Source organism: Yonghaparkia sp. Root332 (assembly GCF_001425665.1).
Taxonomy (GTDB): domain Bacteria; phylum Actinomycetota; class Actinomycetes; order Actinomycetales; family Microbacteriaceae; genus Microcella.
Map to the genome: position 1 here is coordinate 1,476,724 of NZ_LMCX01000001.1, position 23,120 is coordinate 1,499,843.

Annotated in this window: 22 protein-coding genes and 1 tRNA gene; 21 read left to right on the forward strand and 2 right to left on the reverse strand. The window is 72.4% G+C overall.

Annotated features, from left to right (window positions below; genetic code table 11):
• Nucleotides 1–149 precede the first annotated feature (149 nt).
• Genes ileS through ndk form a run of 4 tightly spaced genes read left to right on the forward strand, consistent with a single transcriptional unit; the run spans nucleotide 150 to nucleotide 5,655 of the window.
• The gene (gene ileS / locus ASC54_RS07075) at nucleotides 150–3,410 is read left to right on the forward strand and encodes an isoleucine--tRNA ligase (protein WP_055897648.1); all 3,261 of its coding nucleotides are present in this window, start codon (nucleotides 150–152) and stop codon (nucleotides 3,408–3,410) included.
• Entirely contained in the window at nucleotides 3,407–4,789 is a 1,383-nt protein-coding gene (locus ASC54_RS07080) for a folylpolyglutamate synthase/dihydrofolate synthase family protein (protein ID WP_055897653.1), read from the forward strand. Before ileS ends, ASC54_RS07080 begins: the two co-directional genes overlap by 4 nt.
• The gene (locus ASC54_RS07085) at nucleotides 4,786–5,181 is read left to right on the forward strand and encodes a DUF4233 domain-containing protein (protein ID WP_055897656.1); all 396 of its coding nucleotides are present in this window, start codon (nucleotides 4,786–4,788) and stop codon (nucleotides 5,179–5,181) included. The genes ASC54_RS07080 and ASC54_RS07085 overlap by 4 nt, the downstream gene beginning before the upstream one ends.
• Nucleotides 5,182–5,232: 51 nt before the next feature.
• Nucleotides 5,233–5,655, forward strand: a complete 423-nt coding sequence (ndk, locus tag ASC54_RS07090; protein ID WP_055855867.1) for a nucleoside-diphosphate kinase — start codon at nucleotides 5,233–5,235, stop codon at nucleotides 5,653–5,655.
• A 34-nt stretch (nucleotides 5,656–5,689) separates the two neighbouring features.
• Here ndk and ASC54_RS07095 read toward each other — a convergent pair whose 3' ends face one another.
• Nucleotides 5,690–6,316: a vitamin K epoxide reductase family protein gene (locus ASC54_RS07095; RefSeq protein WP_235451403.1), complete on the reverse strand. Its 627-nt coding sequence runs from the start codon at nucleotides 6,314–6,316 to the stop codon at nucleotides 5,690–5,692.
• Between the two features lie 335 nt (nucleotides 6,317–6,651).
• Here ASC54_RS07095 and ASC54_RS07100 point away from each other — a divergent pair, with 335 nt between their 5' ends.
• Genes ASC54_RS07100 through ASC54_RS07115 form a run of 4 tightly spaced genes read left to right on the forward strand, consistent with a single transcriptional unit; the run spans nucleotide 6,652 to nucleotide 12,635 of the window.
• Nucleotides 6,652–9,387 carry an Rne/Rng family ribonuclease gene (locus tag ASC54_RS07100; protein ID WP_055897659.1) on the forward strand — a complete coding sequence of 912 codons (2,736 nt, stop codon included), beginning with the start codon at nucleotides 6,652–6,654 and terminating at the stop codon, nucleotides 9,385–9,387.
• A 6-nt stretch (nucleotides 9,388–9,393) separates the two neighbouring features.
• The gene (locus ASC54_RS07105; RefSeq protein ID WP_082514909.1) at nucleotides 9,394–10,437 is read left to right on the forward strand and encodes a permease; all 1,044 of its coding nucleotides are present in this window, start codon (nucleotides 9,394–9,396) and stop codon (nucleotides 10,435–10,437) included.
• Nucleotides 10,427–11,179: a TIGR03943 family protein gene (locus ASC54_RS07110; RefSeq protein WP_055855862.1), complete on the forward strand. Its 753-nt coding sequence runs from the start codon at nucleotides 10,427–10,429 to the stop codon at nucleotides 11,177–11,179. Before ASC54_RS07105 ends, ASC54_RS07110 begins: the two co-directional genes overlap by 11 nt.
• Nucleotides 11,160–12,635, forward strand: coding sequence for a hypothetical protein (locus tag ASC54_RS07115; protein ID WP_055897662.1), 1,476 nt, complete (start codon nucleotides 11,160–11,162; stop codon nucleotides 12,633–12,635). Before ASC54_RS07110 ends, ASC54_RS07115 begins: the two co-directional genes overlap by 20 nt.
• Here ASC54_RS07115 and ASC54_RS07120 read toward each other — a convergent pair.
• The gene (locus tag ASC54_RS07120) at nucleotides 12,632–12,904 is read right to left on the reverse strand and encodes a DUF4031 domain-containing protein (RefSeq protein ID WP_055855856.1); all 273 of its coding nucleotides are present in this window, start codon (nucleotides 12,902–12,904) and stop codon (nucleotides 12,632–12,634) included. The two genes, ASC54_RS07115 and ASC54_RS07120, sit on opposite strands and share 4 nt — an antisense overlap.
• A 154-nt stretch (nucleotides 12,905–13,058) precedes the next feature.
• Between ASC54_RS07120 and rplU the strand changes: the two genes are divergently transcribed.
• The 13 genes from rplU (at nucleotide 13,059) to pdxH (ending at nucleotide 23,074) form a co-directional block, all read left to right on the forward strand.
• Nucleotides 13,059–13,367, forward strand: a complete 309-nt coding sequence (rplU, locus tag ASC54_RS07125; RefSeq protein ID WP_055855854.1) for a 50S ribosomal protein L21 — start codon at nucleotides 13,059–13,061, stop codon at nucleotides 13,365–13,367.
• A gap of 15 nt (nucleotides 13,368–13,382) precedes the next feature.
• Nucleotides 13,383–13,637, forward strand: coding sequence for a 50S ribosomal protein L27 (rpmA, locus tag ASC54_RS07130; RefSeq protein WP_055855851.1), 255 nt, complete (start codon nucleotides 13,383–13,385; stop codon nucleotides 13,635–13,637).
• 129 nt (nucleotides 13,638–13,766) lie between these two features.
• The gene (obgE, locus tag ASC54_RS07135) at nucleotides 13,767–15,275 is read left to right on the forward strand and encodes a GTPase ObgE (RefSeq protein WP_055897664.1); all 1,509 of its coding nucleotides are present in this window, start codon (nucleotides 13,767–13,769) and stop codon (nucleotides 15,273–15,275) included.
• The gene (proB, locus tag ASC54_RS07140) at nucleotides 15,272–16,060 is read left to right on the forward strand and encodes a glutamate 5-kinase (RefSeq protein ID WP_055897667.1); all 789 of its coding nucleotides are present in this window, start codon (nucleotides 15,272–15,274) and stop codon (nucleotides 16,058–16,060) included. The genes obgE and proB overlap by 4 nt, the downstream gene beginning before the upstream one ends.
• 32 nt (nucleotides 16,061–16,092) lie before the next feature.
• Complete coding sequence (locus tag ASC54_RS07145; RefSeq protein WP_055897669.1) at nucleotides 16,093–17,397, forward strand: glutamate-5-semialdehyde dehydrogenase; 1,305 nt, start codon at nucleotides 16,093–16,095, stop codon at nucleotides 17,395–17,397.
• A 48-nt stretch (nucleotides 17,398–17,445) separates the two neighbouring features.
• Entirely contained in the window at nucleotides 17,446–17,646 is a 201-nt protein-coding gene (locus tag ASC54_RS07150) for a hypothetical protein (RefSeq protein WP_055855838.1), read from the forward strand.
• Between the two features lie 13 nt (nucleotides 17,647–17,659).
• The gene (nadD, locus tag ASC54_RS07155) at nucleotides 17,660–18,283 is read left to right on the forward strand and encodes a nicotinate-nucleotide adenylyltransferase (protein WP_255357375.1); all 624 of its coding nucleotides are present in this window, start codon (nucleotides 17,660–17,662) and stop codon (nucleotides 18,281–18,283) included.
• Nucleotides 18,280–19,719 (forward strand): hypothetical protein, encoded by a 1,440-nt coding sequence (locus ASC54_RS07160; protein ID WP_055897672.1) that lies wholly within the window; start codon nucleotides 18,280–18,282, stop codon nucleotides 19,717–19,719. Before nadD ends, ASC54_RS07160 begins: the two co-directional genes overlap by 4 nt.
• A 25-nt stretch (nucleotides 19,720–19,744) precedes the next feature.
• On the forward strand, nucleotides 19,745–20,131 hold the full coding sequence (gene rsfS / locus ASC54_RS07165; RefSeq protein WP_055855829.1) for a ribosome silencing factor: 387 nt from the start codon (nucleotides 19,745–19,747) through the stop codon (nucleotides 20,129–20,131).
• 85 nt (nucleotides 20,132–20,216) lie between these two features.
• Entirely contained in the window at nucleotides 20,217–20,612 is a 396-nt protein-coding gene (locus tag ASC54_RS07170; RefSeq protein ID WP_055855826.1) for a zf-TFIIB domain-containing protein, read from the forward strand.
• 120 nt (nucleotides 20,613–20,732) lie between these two features.
• Nucleotides 20,733–20,805: transfer RNA gene (locus ASC54_RS07175), tRNA-Ala, on the forward strand.
• A 121-nt stretch (nucleotides 20,806–20,926) separates the two neighbouring features.
• On the forward strand, nucleotides 20,927–22,339 hold the full coding sequence (locus ASC54_RS07180; protein WP_082514910.1) for an aminotransferase class V-fold PLP-dependent enzyme: 1,413 nt from the start codon (nucleotides 20,927–20,929) through the stop codon (nucleotides 22,337–22,339).
• Nucleotides 22,340–22,402: 63 nt separating this feature from the next.
• Nucleotides 22,403–23,074 carry a pyridoxamine 5'-phosphate oxidase gene (gene pdxH, locus ASC54_RS07185; RefSeq protein ID WP_055855823.1) on the forward strand — a complete coding sequence of 224 codons (672 nt, stop codon included), beginning with the start codon at nucleotides 22,403–22,405 and terminating at the stop codon, nucleotides 23,072–23,074.
• The last annotated feature ends 46 nt before the right edge of the window (nucleotides 23,075–23,120 follow it).

Here is a 23,120-nt window from a genome sequence, read left to right on the forward strand (position 1 = left end):
GCAGGCCCGTCACAGCCGCAGGAGAGGGGCCGGAGCATCCGCCCGCCAGCACGGCGAGCGGAGGGCATCGGCAAGCGGGGTGGTACCGCGGCGGGCTCGACGAGCCCCGTCGTCCTCGCGGTGAGTGCGCTGCAGACACCGGAGACACCATGGGCTACCCCCTCCACCGCGACGACCAGGGCGTCGTCGCCTCCCCGCGCTTCCCCGCGCTCGAGGCCGACGTGCTCGAGTACTGGGCGACGAACGACACCTTCCGCCGGTCGATCGAGCAGCGCGAGGGCTGCGAGGAGTGGGTCTTCTACGACGGCCCGCCGTTCGCCAACGGCCTGCCGCACTACGGGCACCTGCTCACGGGCTACGCGAAAGACGTGTTCCCGCGGTTCCAGACGATGCGCGGCAAGCAGGTGCACCGGCGGTTCGGGTGGGATACCCACGGTCTGCCCGCCGAGCTCGAGGCGATGAAGCAGCTCGGCATCACCGAGAAGGCCCAGATCGAGGAGATGGGCATCGAGGCGTTCAACGCCAGGGCCCGTGAGAGCGTGCTGCGCTACACCGACGAGTGGGAGACCTACGTCACGCGGCAGGCCCGCTGGGTCGACTTCGAGAACGACTACAAAACGCTCGACATCTCGTTCATAGAGAGCGTGCTGTGGGCCTTCAAGACCCTGCACGACAAGGGCCTCGCGTACGAGGGATACCGCGTGCTGCCGTACTGCTGGCGCGACGAGACGCCGCTGTCGAACCACGAGCTGCGCATGGACGACGACGTCTACCAGATGCGCCAGGACCAGTCGGTGACCGTCACCTTCCCGCTCGTCGGCTCGAAGGCCGAGGCGCTCGGCCTCACGGGCGTCAAGGCGCTCGCCTGGACGACGACGCCGTGGACCCTCCCGACGAACGCGGCGCTCGCCGTCGGCCCCGAGGTCGAGTACGTCGTGCTGCCGGCGGGCCCCCACGGGGCGGCGGATGACCGGGACGGGTCGGGCGCCCGCGACGCGGTCGCCGGCGAGAGCCAGTACATGCTCGCGAACGACACCCTGGGCGCCTACGTCAAGGAGCTCGGCTACGAGACCGCGGCCGAGGCGCACGCGGCGATCACGCGGCGGATGCTCGGGGCCGAGCTCGGCGGCGTGCACTACGACCGCCTCTTCGACTACTACGCCGACGTCGAGGCCTGGGGCATGCAGCACGCCTGGCAGATCCTCGTCGCCGAGTACGTCGCCACGGGCGAGGGCACGGGCATCGTGCATCAGGCCCCCGCCTACGGCGAGGACGACCAGGCGATCTGCGCCGCCGCGGGCATCCCCATCATCATCTCGGTCGACGACGGCGGGCGATTCCTGCAGCAGGTGCCCGAGGTCGCGGGACTGCAGGTCTTCGAGGCGAACAAGACGCTCACGAGCATGCTGCGCGAGCAGGGCCGGCTGCTGCAGGTGCGCAGCTACGAGCACAGCTACCCGCACTGCTGGCGCTGCCGCAATCCGCTCATCTACAAGGCCGTCTCGAGCTGGTTCGTGCGCGTGACCGAGATCCGCGATCGGATGCTCGAGCTCAACGAGCGGATCCGCTGGGTGCCCGACAACGTCAAGCACGGGCAGTTCGGCAAGTGGCTCGAGGGCGCGCGCGACTGGTCGATCAGCCGCAACCGCTTCTGGGGCAGCCCCATCCCGGTGTGGAAGAGCGACGACCCCAACCACCCGCGCGTCGACGTCTACGGCTCGCTCGCCGAGCTCGAGGCGGACTTCGGCGCCCTGCCGCGCAACGCCGCGGGCGAGGTCGACCTGCACCGCCCGTTCATCGACGAGCTCACGCGCCCGAACCCCGACGACCCGACCGGGCGCTCGACGATGCGCCGCATCGAGGACGTCTTCGACGTGTGGTTCGACTCCGGCTCGATGCCGTTCGCGCAGGTGCACTACCCCTTCGAGAACGCCGACTGGTTCGAGAACCACAACCCGAGCGACTTCATCGTCGAGTACATCGGGCAGACCCGCGGCTGGTTCTACACGATGCACGTGCTCGCGACGGCGCTGTTCGACCGCCCCGCGTTCTCGAACGTCATCAGCCACGGCATCGTGCTCGGCAACGACGGCCAGAAGATGTCGAAGAGCCTGCAGAACTACCCGAGCGTGACGGAGGTGTTCGAGCGCGACGGCTCCGACGCCATGCGCTGGTTCCTCATGTCGAGCTCGGTGATCCGCGGCGGCAACCTCATCGTCACCGAGGAGGGGATCCGTGCGGGCGTGCGCGAGTTCCTGCTGCCGCTGTGGAGCACGTACTACTTCTTCACCCTCTACGCGAACGCGGCGGGGGTGGCGGATGCCCGCTGGCGCACCGACTCGACGAACGTGCTCGACCGGTACCTGCTCGCGAAGACGCGCGACCTCGTCGAGACCGTGACGGCCGAGCTCGATGGCCTCGACAGCCCGCTCGCGGCCGCCGCGCTGCGCGACTTCGCCGACGTGCTCACCAACTGGTACGTGCGGCGCAGCCGCGAGCGCTTCTGGGCCGGCGACGACCGCGACGCGATCGACACGCTCTACACGGTGCTCGAGACGCTCGCGCGCGTGGCGGCGCCGCTCGCGCCGCTCGTCTCCGAGGAGGTCTGGCGCGGCCTCACGGGCGGCGAGAGCGTGCACCTCGCCGACTGGCCGGGCGCGGATGCCTTCCCCGCCGACCCCGCGCTCGTCACTGCGATGGACCGCGTGCGCGCGATCGCGAGCTCGGGCCTTGCACTGCGCAAGGCGCAGAGCCTGCGCGTGCGCCTGCCGCTGTCGACCCTCACGGTCGTCACGCCCGACGCCGCCGCGCTCGCGCCCTTCTCCGACATCCTCCGCGACGAGCTCAACGTCAAGGCCGTCGAGCTCGTCGAGTTCGACGACTCGCTCGTCGCCGCGTACGGCATCACGCGACGCCTCGCCGTCAACGCGCGCGCCGCCGGGCCGCGCATCGGCAAGCAGGTGCAGCAGGCGATCGGCGCCGCGAGGGCCGGCGACTGGCAGGTCGCGGGCGAGGGCGTGGTCGTCGGCGGCATCGCGCTCGAGCCGGGCGAGTTCACGCTCGAGCTCGAGCTGGAGGACCCGGCCGCGGCCGTCGTCTTCCTGCCCGGCTCCGGCTTCGTGCTGCTCGACACGACCGTGACCCCCGAGCTCGAGGCCGAGGGCGTCGCGCGCGACGTCATCCGCGCCGTGCAGCAGGCCCGCAAGGACGCCGGGCTCGACGTGAGCGACCGCATCGCGCTGACGCTCGGCTCGAGCGATGCCGCGACGCGCGCCGCGATCGAGACGCACCGGGAGCTCATCGGCGGCGAGACGCTTGCCACCTCGCTGAGCGTCGGGGAGGCTGGCGAGGGGGCGGCGGCGCCGGTCGGGGCCGGGGCATCCGTGACGATCGAGGTGGAGCGAGCATGACCGGGGCGCAGGACAGCCGGGAGCCGAGCGAGCAGGAGCTCGCCGACCGGGACGCCGCCGACGCCGTCTTCGCCGAGCTGCTCGCGCGCCTCGGCGAAGGCAGCCCGCAGCCGCGCCTCGAGCCCACGCGCCGAGCCGTCGAGCTGCTCGGCGACCCGCAGCGCTCGTACGGGGTCATCCACATCACCGGCACGAACGGCAAGACGTCGACGAGCCGCATGATCGAGAGCATCCTGCGCGCCTACGGGCTGCGCGCCGGGCTCATGACGAGCCCGCACCTCGTGCGCGTCACCGAGCGCATCATGATCGACGGCGCCCCGATCGCCGATCGTGCGTTCGCCGACAACTGGGCCGACATCCAGCCCTACCTGCTCATGGTCGACGCCGAGCTCGCCGCGAACGGCGAGGAGCCCCTCACCTACTTCGAGGCGCTCACGGTGCTCGCGTTCGCATGCTTCGCCGATGCGCCCGTCGACGTCGTCGTGCTCGAGGTCGGCATGGGTGGGGAGTGGGACTCGACCAACGTCGCCGACGGCGACGTCGCCGTGCTCACGCCCATCGCGCTCGACCACGAGAGCCGACTCGGCCGCACCGTCGCCGAGATCGCGCGCACCAAGGCGGGCATCATCAAGCCCGCCGCGCACGTCGTCACCGCGCTGCAGCAGACCGAGGCGATGGATGAGATCCTGCGCGCCGCCGAGCACGACGAGGCGCCCGTCGCCGCCGAAGGGGTCGATTTCGCGCTGCTGGATGCCCGGCTCGCGGTCGGCGGCCAGGTCATCGACGTGCGGGGCCGAGCGGGGGAGTACCGCGACCTCTTCCTGCCCCTCTACGGCGAGCACCAGGCGCGCAACGCCGCTCTCGCGATCGCGGCGGTCGAGTCGTTCCTCGGCGGAGGCGAGCAGCCGCTCGCGATGGACGTCCTGCACGAGGGCTTCGCGACCGTGACGAGCCCCGGCCGGCTTCAGCTCATCGGCGTCGAGCCGAGCGTGCTCGTCGACGCCGCCCACAACCCGCATGGCGCCGAGGCGCTCGCGACGGCGCTGCTCGGCTCCTTCGCGTTCGAGAAGGTCACGGCGATCGTCGGGATCCTCACCGACAAGGACGCACGCGGCATCATCGAGGCGCTCGACCCCGTCGTCGACCGGTTCGTCGTCACGCAGTCGGAGTCCGATCGCGCGCTCGACTCCGACGAGCTCGCCGAGCTCGTGACGCACATCGCCGGCCACGACCGCGTGCGCATCGAGCCGGAGCTGTCGGTCGCGCTCGAGGAGGCGCGTGACGAGGCCGGCCCGAGCGACGCCGTGCTCGTGACCGGGTCGATCACGCTCGTCGGTCAGGCGATGCGCATCGCGCGTGAGGAAGGCTGGGCGCTGTGAGCGCACCCGCATCCGCCTCCGCCGACGACGCGGCCCGGAAGCCCCGTCGCGCGCGAACCGCGACCGAGTCCCTCCTGAGCGTCGTGCTCGTCATGGAGGCCGTCGTCGTGATCTTCGGGGCCCTCGTGATCTACGGCCTCCGCGTCGTCGACCCCCTCGCCGCGTTCGGCGGGGGAGCCGTCCTCATCGTCCTGCTGCTCGTCGCGGTGCGCCTCGTGCGCTACCCGTGGGGGCAGTGGTTCGGCCACGCGCTGCAGCTGCTGCTGCTCGCGACCGTGTTCCTCGAGGTGCTCGCGGGCGTCGCCGCCGCGATCTTCGTGGGATTCTGGATCTGGGCCGTCATCAAGGGCCGCCAGCTCGACGCCGCGAACGGCGTCGGCCGAGCATCCTGACCCTCGCGCCCCAACAATCGCACGACCGCACCTGACCGCCGGGAGGCCACCATGACCACGTCCGTCGAAGAGACCCTCGTCCTGCTCAAGCCCGATGCCGTCGCCCGCAACCTCACCGGCGAGATCCTGCGCCGCATCGAGGCGAAGGGCTACCAGCTCGTCGACCTGCGCATGGTGCAGGCCGACCGCGACCTGCTCGCCGCCCACTACGCCGAGCACGAGGGCAAGCCCTTCTACGAGCCGCTCATGGAGTTCATGGAGTCGGGCCCCGTCGTCGCCGCGCGCGTCGCCGGCCACCGCGTGATCGAGGGGTTCCGCTCGCTCGCCGGCACGACCGACCCGACGACCGCCGCGCCCGGGACGATCCGCGGCGACCTCGGCCGCGACTGGGGCCTGCGCGTGCAGCAGAACCTCGTGCACGGCTCCGACTCGTCCGAGTCGGCCGCGCGCGAGCTCGCCCTCTGGTTCGCCTGAGCGGTCGCCCGCCGCCGCGCCGCCCTCGTCGGGGCTAGAGCAGGCTCGGGAGCAGTGTCGGGAACTGCACGATGATCGCGAGCACGATCACCGCGTAGTTGACGACGACGATCGCCCACGTGAACGGCAGCACGGCCGCGCCGACCCGTCGGCCGGCGCCGCCCGTGAGTCGGCCCGTGGCGAGCAGCCACGCGAGCAGCCACCAGAACAGGGGGATGACCGCGGCCCAGACGAGCATGCACCACGGGCACAGCGCGCCGATCTCGTAGACCGACTGGGTGAAGAGCCACGTCACGAACACCCACGCGCCCGCGACCCCCGCGAGGAAGAGCGCCCAGAACCAGCGCGCGAACCGCGCACCGGCGAGCAGAGCGACCCCGACCGCCATCGGCGCGACGAAGCCCGCGACGCCCAGCAGGGGGTTCGGGAAGCCCAGGAGGGACGCCTGCCAGCTCTCCATCACGCTGCCGCACGAGACGAGCGGGTTGATGTCGCAGTTGAGCACGTGCTGCGGGTCGATGAGCTTCGCGACCCGCTCGGTGATGAGGGCCATGGCGCCCCACCAGCCCACCGCGCCCGTGAGCAGGAGGAACGCGCCCATGAGCCAGGGGCGGCGGGCCGGTGCGGCGGTGGCGACGGAGGCGGGATCGAGCGCGGTCACGACTCGATCCTCCCGCACGCGGCGCGCGGGCGCCCGGGTCGAAGGTCCCCCGTCGGCGCGGGTCGTGCGATAATGAGGAGCAGTCGTCGCCAGCCGCGCTCGCGACGCACCAGAGACAAGCTTTCCGGGCACACCGGACCATCCTCGCGACACCGAGTCGCGAGCGTCGGATAGCCAGTTCCGAGTATGCGCAGTGACAGTGCGCGGGCCCGCGCCCGACCCGAACCGGGGGGCTGCGGCCCGACAACCGAAGAGTTTCGCAGCGGGGGCGACGCGCCCGCTGCCGGAGAGTTCCCGTCCAGGCGCGGCCCGGACGGTCGAGGAGTGCACCAGCGATGGTGAGTGACGACAACGAGACGAACCCGAAGAAGCGCACCCGGCTGTTCAAGCCCCGCGCCGCCCGCAAGGGCCAGGACGACGCGCAGAGCGCCCGCGAGAGCGCGGCGACCGCGCCCGTGACGGAGGACGTCGCGGCGCCCGCCGTCGAGGCGCCCCCGGCCGCCCCGCCCGAGGACGCGGCGTTCGAGGTCGAGTCGCCGGCTGCCGAGCCGGAGCCCGTCGAGCCCATGGCCGTCGAGCCGGAGCCCGTCGAGCCCGAGGTCAGCGAACCCGAGGCCAGCGAGCCCGAGCCAGAGACCCCGACGACCCCGTTCCCCGTGCTGAAGCCCGAGAGCACCACCTCGCTGCTGTTCTACGCGCCCCCCGTCGAGTACCTCGCGCCGCGTCCCGGCACCGGCCCGGTGCGCGAGCGCGATGACGACGACGAGCCCGAGGAGGGCACGAGCACGAGCCGTCGGCGCTCGCGCGCGCGTCGCAGCCGCGGTGGAGCATCCGTCGATGGCGACCAGGCCCCCGCCGAGCGCGAGGACCGCGCCGAGCGACCGGACCGTTCAGACCGCTACGACCGCTCGGAGCGCACCGACCGCCGCGACCGTCGCGAGCGCCGCCCCGCCGAGCTCATCACCGAGCCGCAGCGCATCAAGGGCTCCACGCGCCTCGAGGCCAAGAAGCAGCGCCGCCGCGACGGCCGCGACGCCGGTCGCCGCCGCCCCGTCATCACCGAGGCCGAGTTCCTCGCCCGCCGCGAGAGCGTCGACCGCGTCATGGTCGTGCGCTCGAAGGACGGCCGCATCCAGATCGGCGTGCTGGAGGACGGCGTGCTCGTCGAGCACTACGTCGCCCGCTCGCAGGAGTCCAGCCTCATCGGCAACGTCTACCTCGGCCGCGTGCAGAACGTGCTGCCGAGCATGGAGGCCGCCTTCGTCGACATCGGCCGCGGCCGCAACGCCGTGCTCTACTCGGGCGAGGTCGACTGGGAGGCCGCGCAGGCCGAGGGCGAGAAGAATCAGCCCCGCCGCATCGAGCTCGCGCTCAAGCCCGGCGACCGCATCCTCGTCCAGGTCACCAAGGACCCGATCGGGCACAAGGGCGCGCGCCTGACGAGCCAGGTCAGCCTCCCGGGCCGCTACCTCGTCTACGTGCCCAACGGGTCGATGAACGGCATCAGCCGCAAGCTCCCCGACACCGAGCGGGCGCGCCTGAAGAAGATCCTCAAGGAGGTCCTGCCCGACAACGTGGGCGTCATCGTGCGCACGGCCGCCGAGGGCGCGACGGAGGAGCAGCTGACGCTCGACGTCAACCGCCTCACCGCGCAGTGGGCCGAGATCTCGAAGCAGGTCGCGAACCCCAACGCGCAGGCGCCGATGATGCTCCACAGCGAACCCGATCTGCTCGTCAAGATCGTGCGCGACGTCTTCAACGAGGACTTCCGCTCCATGGTCATCCATGGTCAGGATGCCCAGCAGACCATCGAGGCCTACCTCCGGTCGGTCGCGCCCGATCTTCTCGATCGCGTGCAGAAGCACGAGGGCGACCACGACCCCTTCGACGAGTACCGCATCTCGGAGCAGATCGAGAAGGCCCTCGAGCGCAAGGTCTGGCTGCCCTCGGGCGGCTCGCTCGTCATCGACCGCACCGAGGCCATGACGGTCGTCGACGTCAACACGGGTAAGTTCGTCGGCTCGGGCGGCAACCTCGAGGAGACGGTCACGAAGAACAACCTCGAGGCCGCGGAGGAGATCGTGCGCCAGCTTCGGCTGCGCGACATCGGCGGCATCATCGTCGTCGACTTCATCGACATGGTGCTCGAGTCGAACCGCGACCTCGTGCTGCGGCGCCTCGTCGAGTGCCTCAGCCGCGACCGCACGAAGCACCAGGTCGCCGAGGTCACGAGCCTCGGCCTCGTGCAGATGACGCGCAAGCGCCTGGGGCTCGGCCTGCTGGAGACCTTCAGCGAGCAGTGCGACGTGTGCGCGGGCCGCGGGCTGATCCTCCACCACGACCCCGTCGTCAAGCACCGCTCCTCGCAGGGCGGCGCCGACCAGGGCGGCAGCCGTCGAGGCGGGCGCTCGGGCTCCGACCGCTCGGGCGGCGACCGCACCGGCGGCGACCGCGGCGGTCAGCGCGGCGGCGCCGGCCAGAACGGTCAGAACGGCCAGAGCGGCGGAGCGAAGTCGTCCGGCCACGCCGGCACTCACGCGATCACCGAGGACGTCTCGAAGGCGCTCGCGACCATCGCCGCGAAGACCGTGCACCACGATCCCGCGCCCGAGGCCGAGCGCCCCGCGGCCGACTCGGCCGCCGCCGCCGAGTCGCCGAGCGGGACGTCGGCTGTGAGTGCGCCGGCTCCCGAGAGCGCGACGAGCGAGGCGGGCGCGACGGGCGGCTCCCGCGCGGACGGCGCGTCGAGCGCCCCCGAGTCGCCCGCCCGTTCGGGACGCTCGCGCGGCGGTCGCCGTGCTCGCGGAGGCGCCGGGGCCGCATCGGCGGCGTCCGAGCCCGCGACGACGAGCGGCTCGGCCGACGCCGTCGTGCCCGTCCTCGACCTGCCCGAGCCGCCCGTGAGCCGGTCGAGGCAGCGCATCGACCCGCGCGCCGCCGAGCAGCTCCTCGGCTCGGTGCTCGAGGCCCTGCCCGAGCCCCCGGCCCCCGGCACGCGCAAGCGCGGCTCGCGCCGCGCGACGTCCGGGACCATCTCGACCGCCGGTCTGGACGCCGCGAGCGACGCCTAGCGTTCGATGACCGCTCGACTTCAGACGCCCGTGCGGCGGGAGGACCACCGAGCCTCCCGCCGCTGGGGCGCCCGGCACCTCATCGCCGCCGGGCTCGGAGTCCTCGGCATCATCGCGCTCATCGTGCTGCGGGCGGCGACCGCCGAGTCGGGACCCGCGGGTCTGCCCGACGTCGCGCAGGATCTCCTGACGCTCTCCACGAGCGTCGTGATCGAGTCCCTGCCGTTCATCGTCCTCGGCATCGCGCTGTCGATCCTCGTCCAGGTCTGGATCCCGGAGGCGTGGCTGCTCCGGATCCTGCCTCAGAACCCGTGGGGCCGGCGCGCGGTCATCTCGCTCTTCGGCATGCTCCTGCCCGTGTGCGAGTGCGGCAACGTGCCCCTCGCGCGGGGGCTCGTGCGGCGCGGCTTCACGATCCCCGAGTCGATGGTCTTCCTCGTCGCGGCGCCGATCCTCAACCCGGTGACGATCCTCACGACGCACGCCGCGTTCGGCTTCGACGACGGCATCCTCGTCGCGCGCCTCCTCGGCGGCTTCCTCATCGCGAACGTCCTCGGCTGGCTGTTCTCGCTGCACCCGGAGCCCGAGTCGCTCCTCACGGGCCGGTTCGCCGAGGAGTGCCGGGTGGACGACGGCCACCGGCACGGCACCCGCGCCGAGCAGTCGGTCGACCTCTTCGTGCGCGAGTCGAGCATCCTCATGCCTGCCCTCGTGATCGGCGCCCTCGTCGCCGGGGGCATCCAGGTGGCGGTGCCGCGCGACGTGCTCGTCGCCCTCGGCAGCGACCCCCTGTTCAGCGTGCTCGCGATGATGGCGCTCGCGTTCGTGATCTCCGTGTGCTCGAACGTCGACGCGTTCTTCATCCTGCCGTTCGCGTCGACCTTCCTGCCCGGCTCGATCGTGGCCTTCCTCGTCTTCGGCCCGATCATCGACATCAAGATGCTCGCGCTCATGCGCACGACGTACTCCACGCGCACCCTGCTGCGCGTGACGCTCGTCGTCGGCCTGCTGAGCGCCGTGCTCGGACTGGTGGTGAACTATGTGGTCTAGCGTCCAGCGCTGGCGCGGGGTCGCCCTGATCGCCGCGATCTCGGCCGTCGCCCTGTGGCTCGCGGCCTCCGGCCGGCTCGTGCTCTACATCCACCCGCGCTACATCGTCTTCACGGTGATCATGGCGGCGATCGCCCTCGTGCTCGTCGTCGCCGCGGTCGCTTCGGCCGCCTCGCGACGGCGCCGCGATGAGGAGGCGCCCGTCTCGCGCCGCGAGCGCGCGCTCGGCCTGACGGCGGCGGCGATCGCGGGCGCGTTCGTGATCGGGATGCTCGTCATCCCGCCCGCGACGCTCTCCACCGCCACCGCCCAGCAGCGGCAGATCAACGCGACCGCGGCCGATCTCGACGCCCTCGACGACGCGGCGCAGGCCGACGACGCCGCCGTCGCCCGCTTCACCGTGCGCGAGTGGTCGGGCATCCTCCGTCAGACGAGCGACCTCGGATTCTTCGCCGACAAGCCGGTGACCGACCTCGTCGGCTTCGTCGCGCCCGACCCCGACGACCCCGAGAACGTCTTCTACGTCTCGCGCTTCGTCATCACGTGCTGCGCGGTCGACGCGCAGCCGCTGGGCGTGCCCGTGCATCGGCCCGGCTGGCAGAGCGAGTTCCCGATCGACACGTGGGTGAGCGTGTCGGGGGAGCTCGGAGCGAACCCGAGCGAGTCGAGCCTGCAGCCGCTCGTGGTGCTGCCCGACGCGGTCGAGGCGGTGGAGCAGCCGAGTGAGCCCTACCTCTTCTGAGCACACCCGGACGGAGGAGCGGTTCCCGGGCGTCGCCCGCGCCGCCGACCACGGCCGCCGCCTGCGGGACGAGCGCGACCAGCGCCGATTCTCCCGCGCGTTCGCCGCGCTCGTAGGGGTGCTCGCCGGGCTCGGCCTGATCTTCCTCGCGCTCGGCGTGCTGCAGGGCCCCAAGCTCTCCTCCGCGCAGGTCGACGCGACCCGGGTCACCGAGCAGTCGGGCCAGCAGCTCCGGCTGTTCGCCAACCAGCCCGTCGACGCCGTCGACGCGGACGCCGTGACCGTCGAGCCCGCCGCGGCGACGAGCGTGTCCGTGCAGGGCGAGCTCATCGTCGTCCAGTTCGACGAGCGCCTGCGCTACGGCACCGAGTACACGGTGCGCGTCGAGGGCGTCGGCGCTCCCTCCCGCCCGAACACGAGCACGTTCGAGCATCGCTTCACGACCGCCTCCGCGAGCGTGCTGTACCTCGACCGCGAAGACAACGGGGTGGACGAGATCCTCCGCGCCGACATCGAGGGCGCGGGTCGCGGCGCGGTCGTGCACGCCGCGCCGGGCATCCAGCACTTCGCGCCCGTCGAGCGGGTGCTCGTCGTCGCGCGCGACGACGGCGCCGGCGGCACGGTCCTCGAATCGGTGGATGCCCGCAGCGGCCGCATCGAGCGCCTGCAGCTCCCCGACGGGGCGCGCGTCGATCGCCTCATCGCGCCGCGCGCGGGCACGACCCTCGCGCTCGTGCTCTCTCCGGCCGCGGCGGCGGACGCTCCGGGCGGGATCTCCCCGCGGTCCCTCGCCCTGCTCGACATCGGAGGGGATCGCGCTCTGCGTCCGCTCGTCGACCTCGACGGCGAGCCGCTCACGGCCCTCGACGCCTGGTTCCTGCCGGAGGGCGACCTGCTCGTCCACACGGTCGACGAAACGCTCGTCCGGCTCGACCCCGGCGCCCCGGAGACCGTGCTGCCGGTCGGCGCCTACCCGACCGTCCACGGCGTCTCGAGCGACGGAGGCCGTGCGAGCGCGGCCGACAGCTTCGGCGGAGTGGCCCTCGACCTGGCCACCGGCGAGGAGGAGCGCCTGAACCCCTCGCTCGTCGAGGGCGAGGTGGCGTTCGGCGGCGAGGCGGCGCTCACCGCGGCGGGCCTGCGCGTGCAGAAGGTCGCCGTGGCCGACTCCGAGACGGGCGCTTTCGCGACCGTGCTCGTCGCCGACGACGGCGGAGGAGCAGCGCGCGTGCTCGCCCGCACGATCGAGAACCGCGGCAGCCTCGGCGCCGTCCTGCTCTCGCCCAACGACCAGTTCGTCGCCGTCGAGGTGACGCCCGACGTCGAGGCGGCGGTGGGCGACGGCCGGCCCGTCGAACCGCGCCCGACGAGCGTCACCCTCGCGATCATCGACGTGGAAACCGGGCAGCTCGTGCGCACGCTCGAGGGCTTCGCCCCGGTCTGGACGACCGGCTAGAGCCCGCGCTTCGCCCGCTGGCTCACCCGCAGACCGGCGGCGCTCAGGCGGGCGACGAGCTCCTTCCCGGTCACCGGCTCCGCGCCCTGCGCGACGAGCGCGTCGTAGCGCTCCTGCGGGTAGTCGTAGTGATCGTGGTCGAATCCCCGCTCGGGGATCCCCGCGGCGCGCGCGAAGGCGTGCAGCTCCTCGAGCGAGGAATCGCTCACGAGATGCCCCCAGAGCCGGCCGTGGGCGGGCCAGACGGGCTCGTCGATCAGCACAGCCATGCGGGAGATTGTAGGCTGGGGGTACGCGGTTCGAGGCGCGCCGGTCCTTTTGACCGGCATCCTGCGATCAGGTATGCTCGACCGTTGGTGTGCGCTGGGCCGAGCCCGCGCGAGACGCCAGGAGTTTTCTTCCATTCCGAAGTAAGGGTGAAACGTGGTCTACGCAGTTGTGCGCGCCGGTGGGCGGCAGGAGAAGGTCGAGGTCGGCACGGTCGTCGTCCTCGATCGAGTCAAGGCGGGCGAGGATGGCACCATCCAGCTCACCCCCGTTCTGCACGTCGACGGTGACACGGTCACCACCGACGCGAAGAAGCTCGCGAAGATCACCGTGACCGCCGAGGTCCTGGGCGACCTGCGCGGCCCGAAGATCGTCATCCAGAAGTTCAAGAACAAGACCGGGTACAAGAAGCGCCAGGGTTTCCGCGCCGACCTGACCCGCGTCAAGATCACCGGCATCAAGTAAGAAGGGGCGCGAAGAATGGCACACAAGAAGGGCGCTTCGTCCACCCGCAACGGCCGCGACTCCAACCCCCAGTACCTGGGCGTGAAGCGCTTCGGCGGCCAGGTCGTCAAGGCCGGCGAGATCATCGTCCGCCAGCGCGGCACCCACTTCCACCCCGGCGCCAACGTCGGGCGCGGCGGTGACGACACGCTGTTCGCGCTGTCGGCCGGCGCCGTCGAGTTCGGGCGCAAGGGCGGCCGCAAGGTCGTCAACATCGTCGCCAGCGCCTGAGCATTCAGGTCTCGGTCTCACGACCGCAACGTCAGCGAATGGGCGGGCTTCGGCCCGTCCATTCGTCGTTCAGGGCCTATTCGCCCGTACGGCGGATGCCCCGCTCATGATCCACAGGAGGGAACAGCCATGGCGACCTTCGTCGACCGCGTGACCCTCCACGTCCGCGCCGGCCACGGCGGGCACGGGTGCGTCTCGGTGCGCCGCGAGAAGTTCAAGCCGCTCGCGGGCCCCGACGGCGGCAACGGAGGCGACGGCGGCGACATCGTCCTCGTCGCCGACGCCCAGGAGACCACCCTGCTGCCGTACCATCGGCGGCCGCACCGCTCGAGCGACAACGGCGGTCCCGGCATGGGCGACAACCGCTCGGGCTTCTCCGGCGGCGACCTGATCCTCCCCGTTCCGGTCGGCACCGTCGTCCGCGACGAGAACGGCGAGGAGCTCGCCGACCTCGCCGAGCCCGGCATGAGCATCGTCATCGCCCCGGGAGGTCAGGGCGGGCTCGGCAATGCCGCGCTCGCGACGACCAAGCGCAAGGCCCCCGGCTTCGCGCTGCTCGGCACGCTGGGCTGGGAGGGGGACATCCTCCTCGAGCTCAAGACGGTCGCCGACGTCGCCCTCGTGGGGTTCCCGAGCGCGGGCAAGTCGAGCCTCATCGCCGCGATATCGGCCGCGAAGCCGAAGATCGCCGACTACCCGTTCACGACCCTGCATCCGAACCTCGGCGTCGTCGAGTCGGGCGAGAGCCGGTTCACCGTCGCCGACGTGCCCGGCCTCATCGAGGGCGCCAGCGAGGGCAAGGGCCTGGGTCTGGAGTTCCTCCGTCACGTCGAGCGCTGCAGCGCCCTGCTCCACGTGCTCGACTGCGCGACCCTCGAGCCCGGCCGCGACCCGCTCAGCGACCTCGACGTCATCCTCGGCGAGCTCGCCCAGTACCCGGTGCCCGAGGGGCAGACGCCCCTGCTGGAGCGCCCGCAGCTCGTCGCCCTCAACAAGGTCGACGTGCCCGAGGGCCGCGACCTCGCCGACATGGTGCGCCCCGAGCTCGAGGCGCGCGGCTATCGCGTGTTCGAGATCAGCGCCGTCAGCCGCGAGGGCCTGCGCCAGCTGACCTTCGCCCTCGCCGAGCTCGTCGAGCGCGACCGCGCCGCACGCATCGCCGAGAGCGCCTCGCGCGAGCGCATCGTGATCCGCCCGCGCGCCGTCGACGCCGTCGACTTCACCGTCACCGCCGAGGGCACGCACGAGGGCACGATCTACCGCGTGCGCGGTGCGAAGCCCGAGCGCTGGGTGCAGCAGACGGACTTCACGAACGACGAGGCGGTCGGCTACCTCGCCGACCGGCTCGCGAAGCTCGGCGTCGAGCGCGAGCTCTTCGCCAAGGGCGCCGTGGCCGGGGCGACCGTCGTCATCGGCGGCCGCGACGGCATGGTCTTCGACTGGGAGCCCACCCTCACGAGCGCCGCCGAGCTCATGACCGCCCCGCGCGGCACCGACGCGCGCCTCGACGCCCTCAACCGGCCCACGACGAGCCAGCGCCGCCAGAGCTACAAGGAGCGCATGGACGCCAAGACCGAGGCGCGCGCCGAGCTCGAGCGCGAGCGGGCGGCCGGCATCTACTCCGGGGAGGACGAGTGACGTCAGGCGTGCGACCGGAGGTCGTGAGCGCCCATCGGGTCGTCGTGAAGGTCGGCTCGTCGTCGATCAGCGGCGAGAACGCCGCGCAGATCGGCCCGCTCGTCGACGCGCTCGCGGCGCTGCACGCGCGCGGTGCGGAGGTCGTGCTCGTGTCGTCGGGAGCGATCGCCACGGGCATCCCCTTCTTGGCGCTGGATGCCCGTCCCACCGATCTGGCGACGCAGCAGGCCGCGGCCGCCGTCGGGCAGAACGTGCTCATGGTGCGCTACCAGGAGAGCCTGTCGCGCTACGACCTCGTCGCCGGGCAGATCCTGCTCACCGCGACCGACCTCGAGCACTCCACGCCCCGATCGAACGCGCAGCGCGCCATGGAGCGCCTGCTCGGGCTCCGGGTGCTGCCGATCGTCAACGAGAACGACACGGTCGCCACCCAGGAGATCCGCTTCGGCGACAATGACCGCCTCGCGGCTCTCGTGAGCGAGCTCGTCCACGCCGACCTGCTCGTGCTGCTCAGCGACGTCGACGCGCTCTACACGCGCCCGCCGCACGAGCCGGGCGCCGAGCGCATCGAGCACGTCGCCCACGATGACGACCTCGGCGGCGTCGAGCTCGGCGACATCGGCGCGGCCGGCGTCGGCACCGGGGGAGCGGGCACCAAGATCGCGGCGGCGCGCCACGCGGTCGGGAACGGGATCCCCGTCGTACTCACCTCGACCGGCAACGTCGGAGCGGCCCTCCGCGGCGAGGCCGTCGGCACCTGGTTCGAGGCGGCCCCGCGCGACTGATCAGGCCCCGAGCGCGCGCCTACACTGGGAGCATGACCGCTCCCGCCGGCGCTCCCACCGCTCCTCCCGCCTCCGCGCCCGCGATCACGACGCCCGGGCTCCTCGACGTCCTGGGCGCCGCGAAGGACGCCTCGCGCGCGCTCGCGACCCTCACCGCGAACGCCAAGAACGCCGCGCTCGAGGCCATCGCGCGCGAGCTCGAGGGCGGCGTCGAGCGCGTGCTCGTCGCCAACGAGCTCGACCTCGCCAACGGCAGGGAGAACGGACTCTCCGCCGGCCTCCTCGACCGCCTCCGGCTCGACGAGGCGCGCATCGCCGGCCTCGCGCGCGCCGTGCGCGACGTCATCGCCCTGCCCGACCCGGTCGGCACCGTCGTGCGCGGCTCGACGCTTCCCAACGGCGTGCGCCTGAGCCAGGTGCGCGTGCCCTTCGGCGTCGTCGGCGCCATCTACGAAGCGCGCCCCAACGTCACGATCGATATCGCCGCGCTCGCGCTCAAGAGCGGCAACGCCGCGGTCCTCCGCGGCGGCAGCGCGGCCGAGAGCACCAACCGCGAGCTCGTCGCGCTCATCCGCGCGGCGCTCGAGTCGGTCGGTATGCCCGCCGCGGCCGTCCAGACGATCGACCCCTTCGGCCGCGCGGGCGCGACCGAGCTCATGCGCGCGCGCGGGTACGTCGACGTGCTCATCCCGCGCGGCAGCGCCGACCTCATCCAGACCGTCGTGCGCGAGTCGACCGTTCCCGTCATCGAGACCGGCGCGGGCGTCGTCCACATCGTCCTCGACGCGAGCGCCGACGAGTCCATGGCCGTCGAGATCGTCCACAACGCCAAGGTGCAGCGGCCGAGCGTCTGCAACGCGGTCGAGACGGTGCTCGTGCACCGCGACGCGGCCGCCCGCCTGCTGCCGCCGATGCTGGCGGCCCTGCGGGCATCCGGCGTCACGGTGCGCGGCGACGAGCGCGCTCGCGCCGTCGCGGGCGATCTCGAGCCCGCCACCGACGAGGACTTCGCCACCGAGCACATGGCCCTCGAGATGTCGGTCGCCGTCGTCGACGATCTGGATGCGGCGCTCGCGCACATCCGCCGGTTCTCGACCCAGCACACCGAGTCGATCATCACCGCCGACATGGCCAACGCCGAGCGCTTCCTCGCCGAGGTCGACTCGGCCGTCGTGATGGTCAACGCCTCGACGCGGTTCAGCGACGGGGGCGAGTTCGGCTTCGGGGCCGAGGTCGGCATCTCCACGCAGAAGCTCCACGCGCGCGGGCCCATGGGTCTGTCCGAGCTCACGAGCACCAAGTGGATCGTGCGCGGCGACGGGCAGGTTCGCGGCTAGGCCGCGATAGACTGCACCGGCCGCCCCGACACCGTCAGGAGAACCCGCATGTCGCTCACCAGCCTCCTCATCGCCTCGGAGGAGCTCGCCCCGCTCATCGCTCCGCCGCTCGTGATCGCCGGTGTCGCCGCTCTCGCATTCCTCATGATGGGCATCGTGACCTTCACCTACCGCGACGTCGCCAACCGCCACGCGGGCAAGGGCCCCGCCCGCGGCCACGACGCCGGTCACGACGGCGGCCACCACTAGACCGGCCGGCGCGATCTCCGCCCTCGCCGCCGCCCCGTCGTCCGCACCCGCGCGGGCGCGGATCGGCATCATGGGCGGCACCTTCGATCCGATCCACCACGGTCACCTCGTGGCCGCGAGCGAGGTCGCCGACCACTTCCAGCTCGACGAGGTCGTCTTCGTCCCGACCGGCCAGCCGTACCTGAAGCCGGAGGCCACGGGCAGCGAGCACCGCTACCTCATGACGGTCATCGCGACCGCGTCGAACCCGAGCTTCAGCGTCAGCCGCGTCGACATCGACCGCGACGGGCCCACCTACACGATCGACACCCTCCGCGACCTGCGGAAGCGCTTCCCCGACGCCGAGCTGTACTTCATCTCCGGTGCCGACGCCATCGCCCAGATCCTCGACTGGAAGGACGTCGCGGAGCTCTGGGAGCTCGCGCACTTCGTCGCGGTGAGCCGCCCGGGTCACCCGCTCACTGCACGCGGGCTGCCCGAGGGCGACGTAAGCTTGGTCGAGATTCCGGCCCTGGCGATCTCGTCGACCGACTGCCGCGAGCGCGTGGGGCGGGGATCGCCCGTGTGGTACTTGGTTCCGGATGGCGTCGTCCAGTACATCGCCAAGCACCGCCTGTACCGGAGAAGCTCGTCATGACCACCTCGAACGAACCGCCGCTCAGCCGCCGGGCCGCCCGTCGCGCGCAGCAGGACGCGCAGACGATCGGCGAGCCCCGCGATCCGGCGCCGCTCGCTCAGCCGGATGCCCCTCAGTCTGATTCCCCCGAGCGCTCGGCGAGCTTCGCGGCCGTGCACTCGGCCCCCGCGCACTCCGCTCCCGCGCATTCGGCTCCGGTCGACTCGATCGAGTACCGCACCGAGGTGCGCCCGCGCGTGCCCCGCTACGAGCCCCTCTCACCGCTCACGCCCGCGAGCGGCGACGACTCGCCGGCGCTGCCGCCGTCCGCCCCGCTCGCCCCGCCCTTCGCGCCGCCGACCGCCCCCGGGCTCCGCCGCGAGACCCGGACGCGCGACTTCCGTCCGCCGGCCGAGCGCGCGCGAACGTCCTTCTCGCCCGTCGCGCAGCCGGAGGACGCCGCCCTCGACTACCGCACGCAGCAGGGCCCGGCGGGCTCCTACGCCGCGCCGGCCCCCTCAGCACCGGCGCCGTCGGCCCCGGTCGCGTCGGCGCCGACGGTCGACCCCGCCTTCGCCGCGCTCGACCCGGACCCGGACCCGGTCCCGGAGACGGCCAGCGGCGCGTCAGCCGATGTCCCCGAGCCCGACCTCCAGGCGATCTCCGAGCCCCAGCCCGAGCCTGAGCCCGAGGCGTCCCCGGAGCCGGATCCCGAGCGCGCGTCCTCGGCCCCCGCGGCCGCGACGGCCGCCGACTCCGGAGCGTTCGTGCTCCCCGAGTACACGATGACCCGCCGCGAGCTGCGTGCCCTGCGCGAGAAGCACGAGCAGCAGTCGTCCGCCGTCGAGCCGGAGCCCGTGCCCGAGCCCGAGCCGGCGCCCCTGCATCTGTGGCAGCCGACCTCGACCGGTGCGTCCGCACCCGCCCCGCTCATCGAGCCCGGCCCGCCCGCGTCCTCCGAGGTTGCGGCACCCGCCGTCTCGACCGCGACCGGGTCCCACTGGTCGGCCGGATTCCACGAGCCCGCCGACGATCCCTTCGAGAACACCTTCAGCCGTCAGGTCGGCTCCGCATCCGTCTCGACGAACGCGCTCGTGCTGCCGGAGATGCCCGTGGGCAGCCTCGCCGGTCCCGTCCCCGGTACGGGGGAGATCATCATCACCGGCATGGTCGACGTGCCCTCGAGCATCGCATCGACCGGCGCCGTCCCGTCCGTCCACGACAGCCCCGACATCGACGACCTCATCGATCCGGGCGATCGCGAGTTCGTGAGCTCCGACTCCGCCCCGGTGAGCGCGATCAACGCCGTCAGCAGCCACACGGCGACCCGCAACGTGATCTCCGGGCCGCGTCCGCGCGGCGCGATGCTCACGACCGTGCTCATCGTCTCGACCGTCGTCATGGCCATCGCCGCCGTGACGATCTTCGTGGTCGCCGCGGCCAACGGTCTATTCTGATCTCTCCCCACCCCCGAAGGATGCTGTGACCGCCACCGACCGTGCCATCGATCTCGTTCGCGTCGCCGCCCGCGCCGCCGACGCCAAGCAGGGCGACGACATCGTCGCGCTCGACGTCTCGGGTCCGCTGCCGCTGGCCGACGCCTTCGTCCTCGTGACCGGGCGCAACGAGCGCAACGTGCAGGCCATCGCCGCCGAGGTGGAGGAGAAGATGATCGAGGCCGGCGCCAAGCCGCTGCGCCGCGAGGGCCGAGCCGAGGGCCGCTGGATCCTCCTGGACTTCGGCGACGTCATCGTCCACGTCTTCCACGAGGAGGAGAGGCTCTTCTACTCGCTCGAGCGCCTCTGGAAGGACTGCCCGGTCATCCCGATCGACCTCCCCGAGCACGCCGCGGCATCCGACCAGGTCTGACCGCCGGGCGCCGGTCCGACCCCCGCGCCTCCCCGGCTCCCGCGATGCTCAGCGCTCCCATAGAGGAGCTTGGGAGGGTCGACGCATGAAGTGTCCTGCAGACGACGCCGTCCTCGTCATGAGCGAGCGCAACGGCATCGAGATCGACTACTGCCCCCAGTGCCGAGGCGTGTGGCTCGACCGCGGCGAGCTCGACAAGATCATCGAGCGCGCCGCGGGCTTCGACGCCGCCGGCCCGACGGCCGCGAGCGCCGCCCCGCCCGCCGCCCCGCGGGTCGAGCTTCCGCGCGACGTCCCGCCCGCTCAACCCGGCGGGTTCCCCGCCCCCGGCTACGCGCAGCCCGGCTACGCCGCTCCGTACGGCGACCCTGTGCACGGCCGTCCGCGCTGGGGCTCGAACTCGCCGTCGTCGGCTCCGCGATACGGGCAGGGCGGGTACCCGCGCAAGCGCAAGCACTGGCTGAGCGAGCTCTTCGACTGAGCGAGCGGGGCGGCCTCGGCCTCCGCCCGCGCGACCCTCCCGAGGGGGTCGCTCGAATTGGCCGAGGCGCACCCCGTGTACTACAGTGATCGAGTTGTCATCGGCTGGTCCGGTGGCTGCGGGCCTGTGGCGCAGCTGGTAGCGCACCTGCATGGCATGCAGGGGGTCAGGGGTTCGAATCCCCTCAGGTCCACGACACGATCCCCGGTTTCGGCCGGGTTTCGTCGTATTCGGCGCCTGCTGACCCGATCGGCGGGGCGGCGCGCCGGAGGCCGTGCGCGGTGAGCGCCGGCCCGGCCCGGAAGGACCACCCCGTGAGCTCCTCGCTCTCCGCCGCCTCCCGCTCGGTTCCCGCCTCCGCTCAGCGCATGCACGTCGTGAGCGATGAGACCACGCAGATCGCCGACATGGTGCTCGACTACGCGCGCCGTCGACTGCTGAGCACCGACACCCCACTCGACAAGCCCTTCTCGCCCGCTGAGCTCAAGCGCCTCGCGTCGGGCAGCATCGGCGAGAGCGGCATCGGCGCACGCCGTGCCCTCGCCCTGTTCGAGAACGTGCTCGCCCCCTCGTGCATCACGACCGACCACCCGCAGTACCTGTCGTTCATCCCCTCCGCGCCGACCAAGGCAGCGACGGCCTTCGACCTGGTCGTCTCCGCGACCGCGGTGTACGGCGGCTCGTGGCTCGAGGGCTCGGGCGCGGTCTTCGCCGAGAACGAGGTGCTCCGCTTCCTCGCGACCGAGTTCGGCCTGCCCGACGGTGCGGGGGGCGTCTTCGTGCAGGGCGGCACGGTCGGGAACCTCTCGGCTCTCGTCGCGGCGCGCGACCACCGGGCCCGCCGGCTGCGCGAGGCCGGTCGCCCCCGGCCCGAGCGCTGGGTCGTCGTGTGCGGCGCCGAGGCTCACTCCTCGATCGTCTCCGCGGCGCACGTCATGGACATCGACGTCGCGATCGTGCCGATGGACGAGTCGGGCTCCCTGCGCGGCGCCGACGTCGAGCCGGCGCTCGTCGAGCACGGCGACGCGGTCATCGCGGTCGTGACGACGGCGGGCTCCACGAACTTCGGCATCGTCGACGACATCGCCTCGATCGCGGCGCTGAAGGACGCGCACGACTTCTGGCTGCACGTCGACGGAGCCTACGGCCTCGCGGCCATGCTCGCGGCGGGCTCCCGACACCGGTTCGCCGGCGTCGAGCGCGCCGACTCGCTCATCGTCGACCCGCACAAGTGGCTCTTCGCCCCCTTCGACGCCTGCGCGCTCATCTACCGCGACCCCGACCACGGGCGTCTCGCTCACACCCAGCACGCCGAGTACCTCGACACCCTCACCGAGGCGGCCGACTACAACCCCTCCGACTACGCGATCCAGCTCACCCGCCGCGCGCGCGGCCTGCCGCTGTGGTTCTCGCTCGCGACCTTCGGCGCCGAGGTCTACCGCGAGGCGATCGAGATCTCGATCGACCTGGCCCGTCGCATCGCCGATGAGATCACGAGACGCCCGCACCTCCGTCTCGTCCGCGAGCCGCAGCTCTCCGTCGTGGTCTTCGAGCGCGAGGGGTGGGATGCCCGTGACTACGCCGCATGGAGCGACCGTCTGCTCGACGACCAGCACGCCTTCGTCGTGGCGAGCTCGCACGCCGGCCGCCCCAACACGCGCTTCGCGATCGTGAACCCGACGACGACGTTCGAGCAGCTCGTCGGCATCCTCGACACGATGGAATGAGCCCCCGCGGGAGTGCGCCGATCGCTCGGCCCGCTCCCGGCGACGCGGCCATACGCTGTCGCCATGAGCCACGACGCCGTTCCCGACCCGCTCGACGACGCCCTCCGGCGCCACACCGACTACGGCGCCGAGAGGCTCGAGGAGGAGGACGTCGCGGCCGATCCGATCGCGCAGTTCACCGCGTGGATGGCCGAGGCGGCCGAGCGCGGCGTGTACGAGCCGAACGCGATGGTGCTCGGCACGATCGACCCCGACGGCCAGCCGTCGATCCGCACCGTGCTGCTGCGCGGCGTCGACGAGCGCGGCTTCGAGTTCTACACCGACTACACCTCGCGCAAGGGCCGGGCGCTCCTGGCGAACCCCGCGGTGTCGGTCGTCTTCCCCTGGTACACGCTCCATCGCCAGGTGATCGTCTTCGGCGAGGCGCACCCGGTCGAGCGCGAGGCGAGCGAGGACTACTTCGCGCGGCGCCCGCGCGGGGCGCAGATCGCAGCGTGGTCGAGCGATCAGTCGCAGCCGATCGCCTCGCGCGAGGCGCTCGAGGAGAAGGTCCGCGACACGGAGGAGCGCTTCCGCGACGACGAGACCGTCCCGCGGCCCGAGCGCTGGGGCGGCTTCCGCATCGCCCCGCACCGGGTTGAGTTCTGGCAGGGGCGCACGTCGCGGCTGCACGATCGGCTCGTGTTCCGCGCGGCTGTGGGCGGGGGATGGGAGCTCGAGCGCATCCAGCCGTGAGTCGACTGCGGGAATGGCCTCGGGCATCCATGCGTTTGCATAGTTC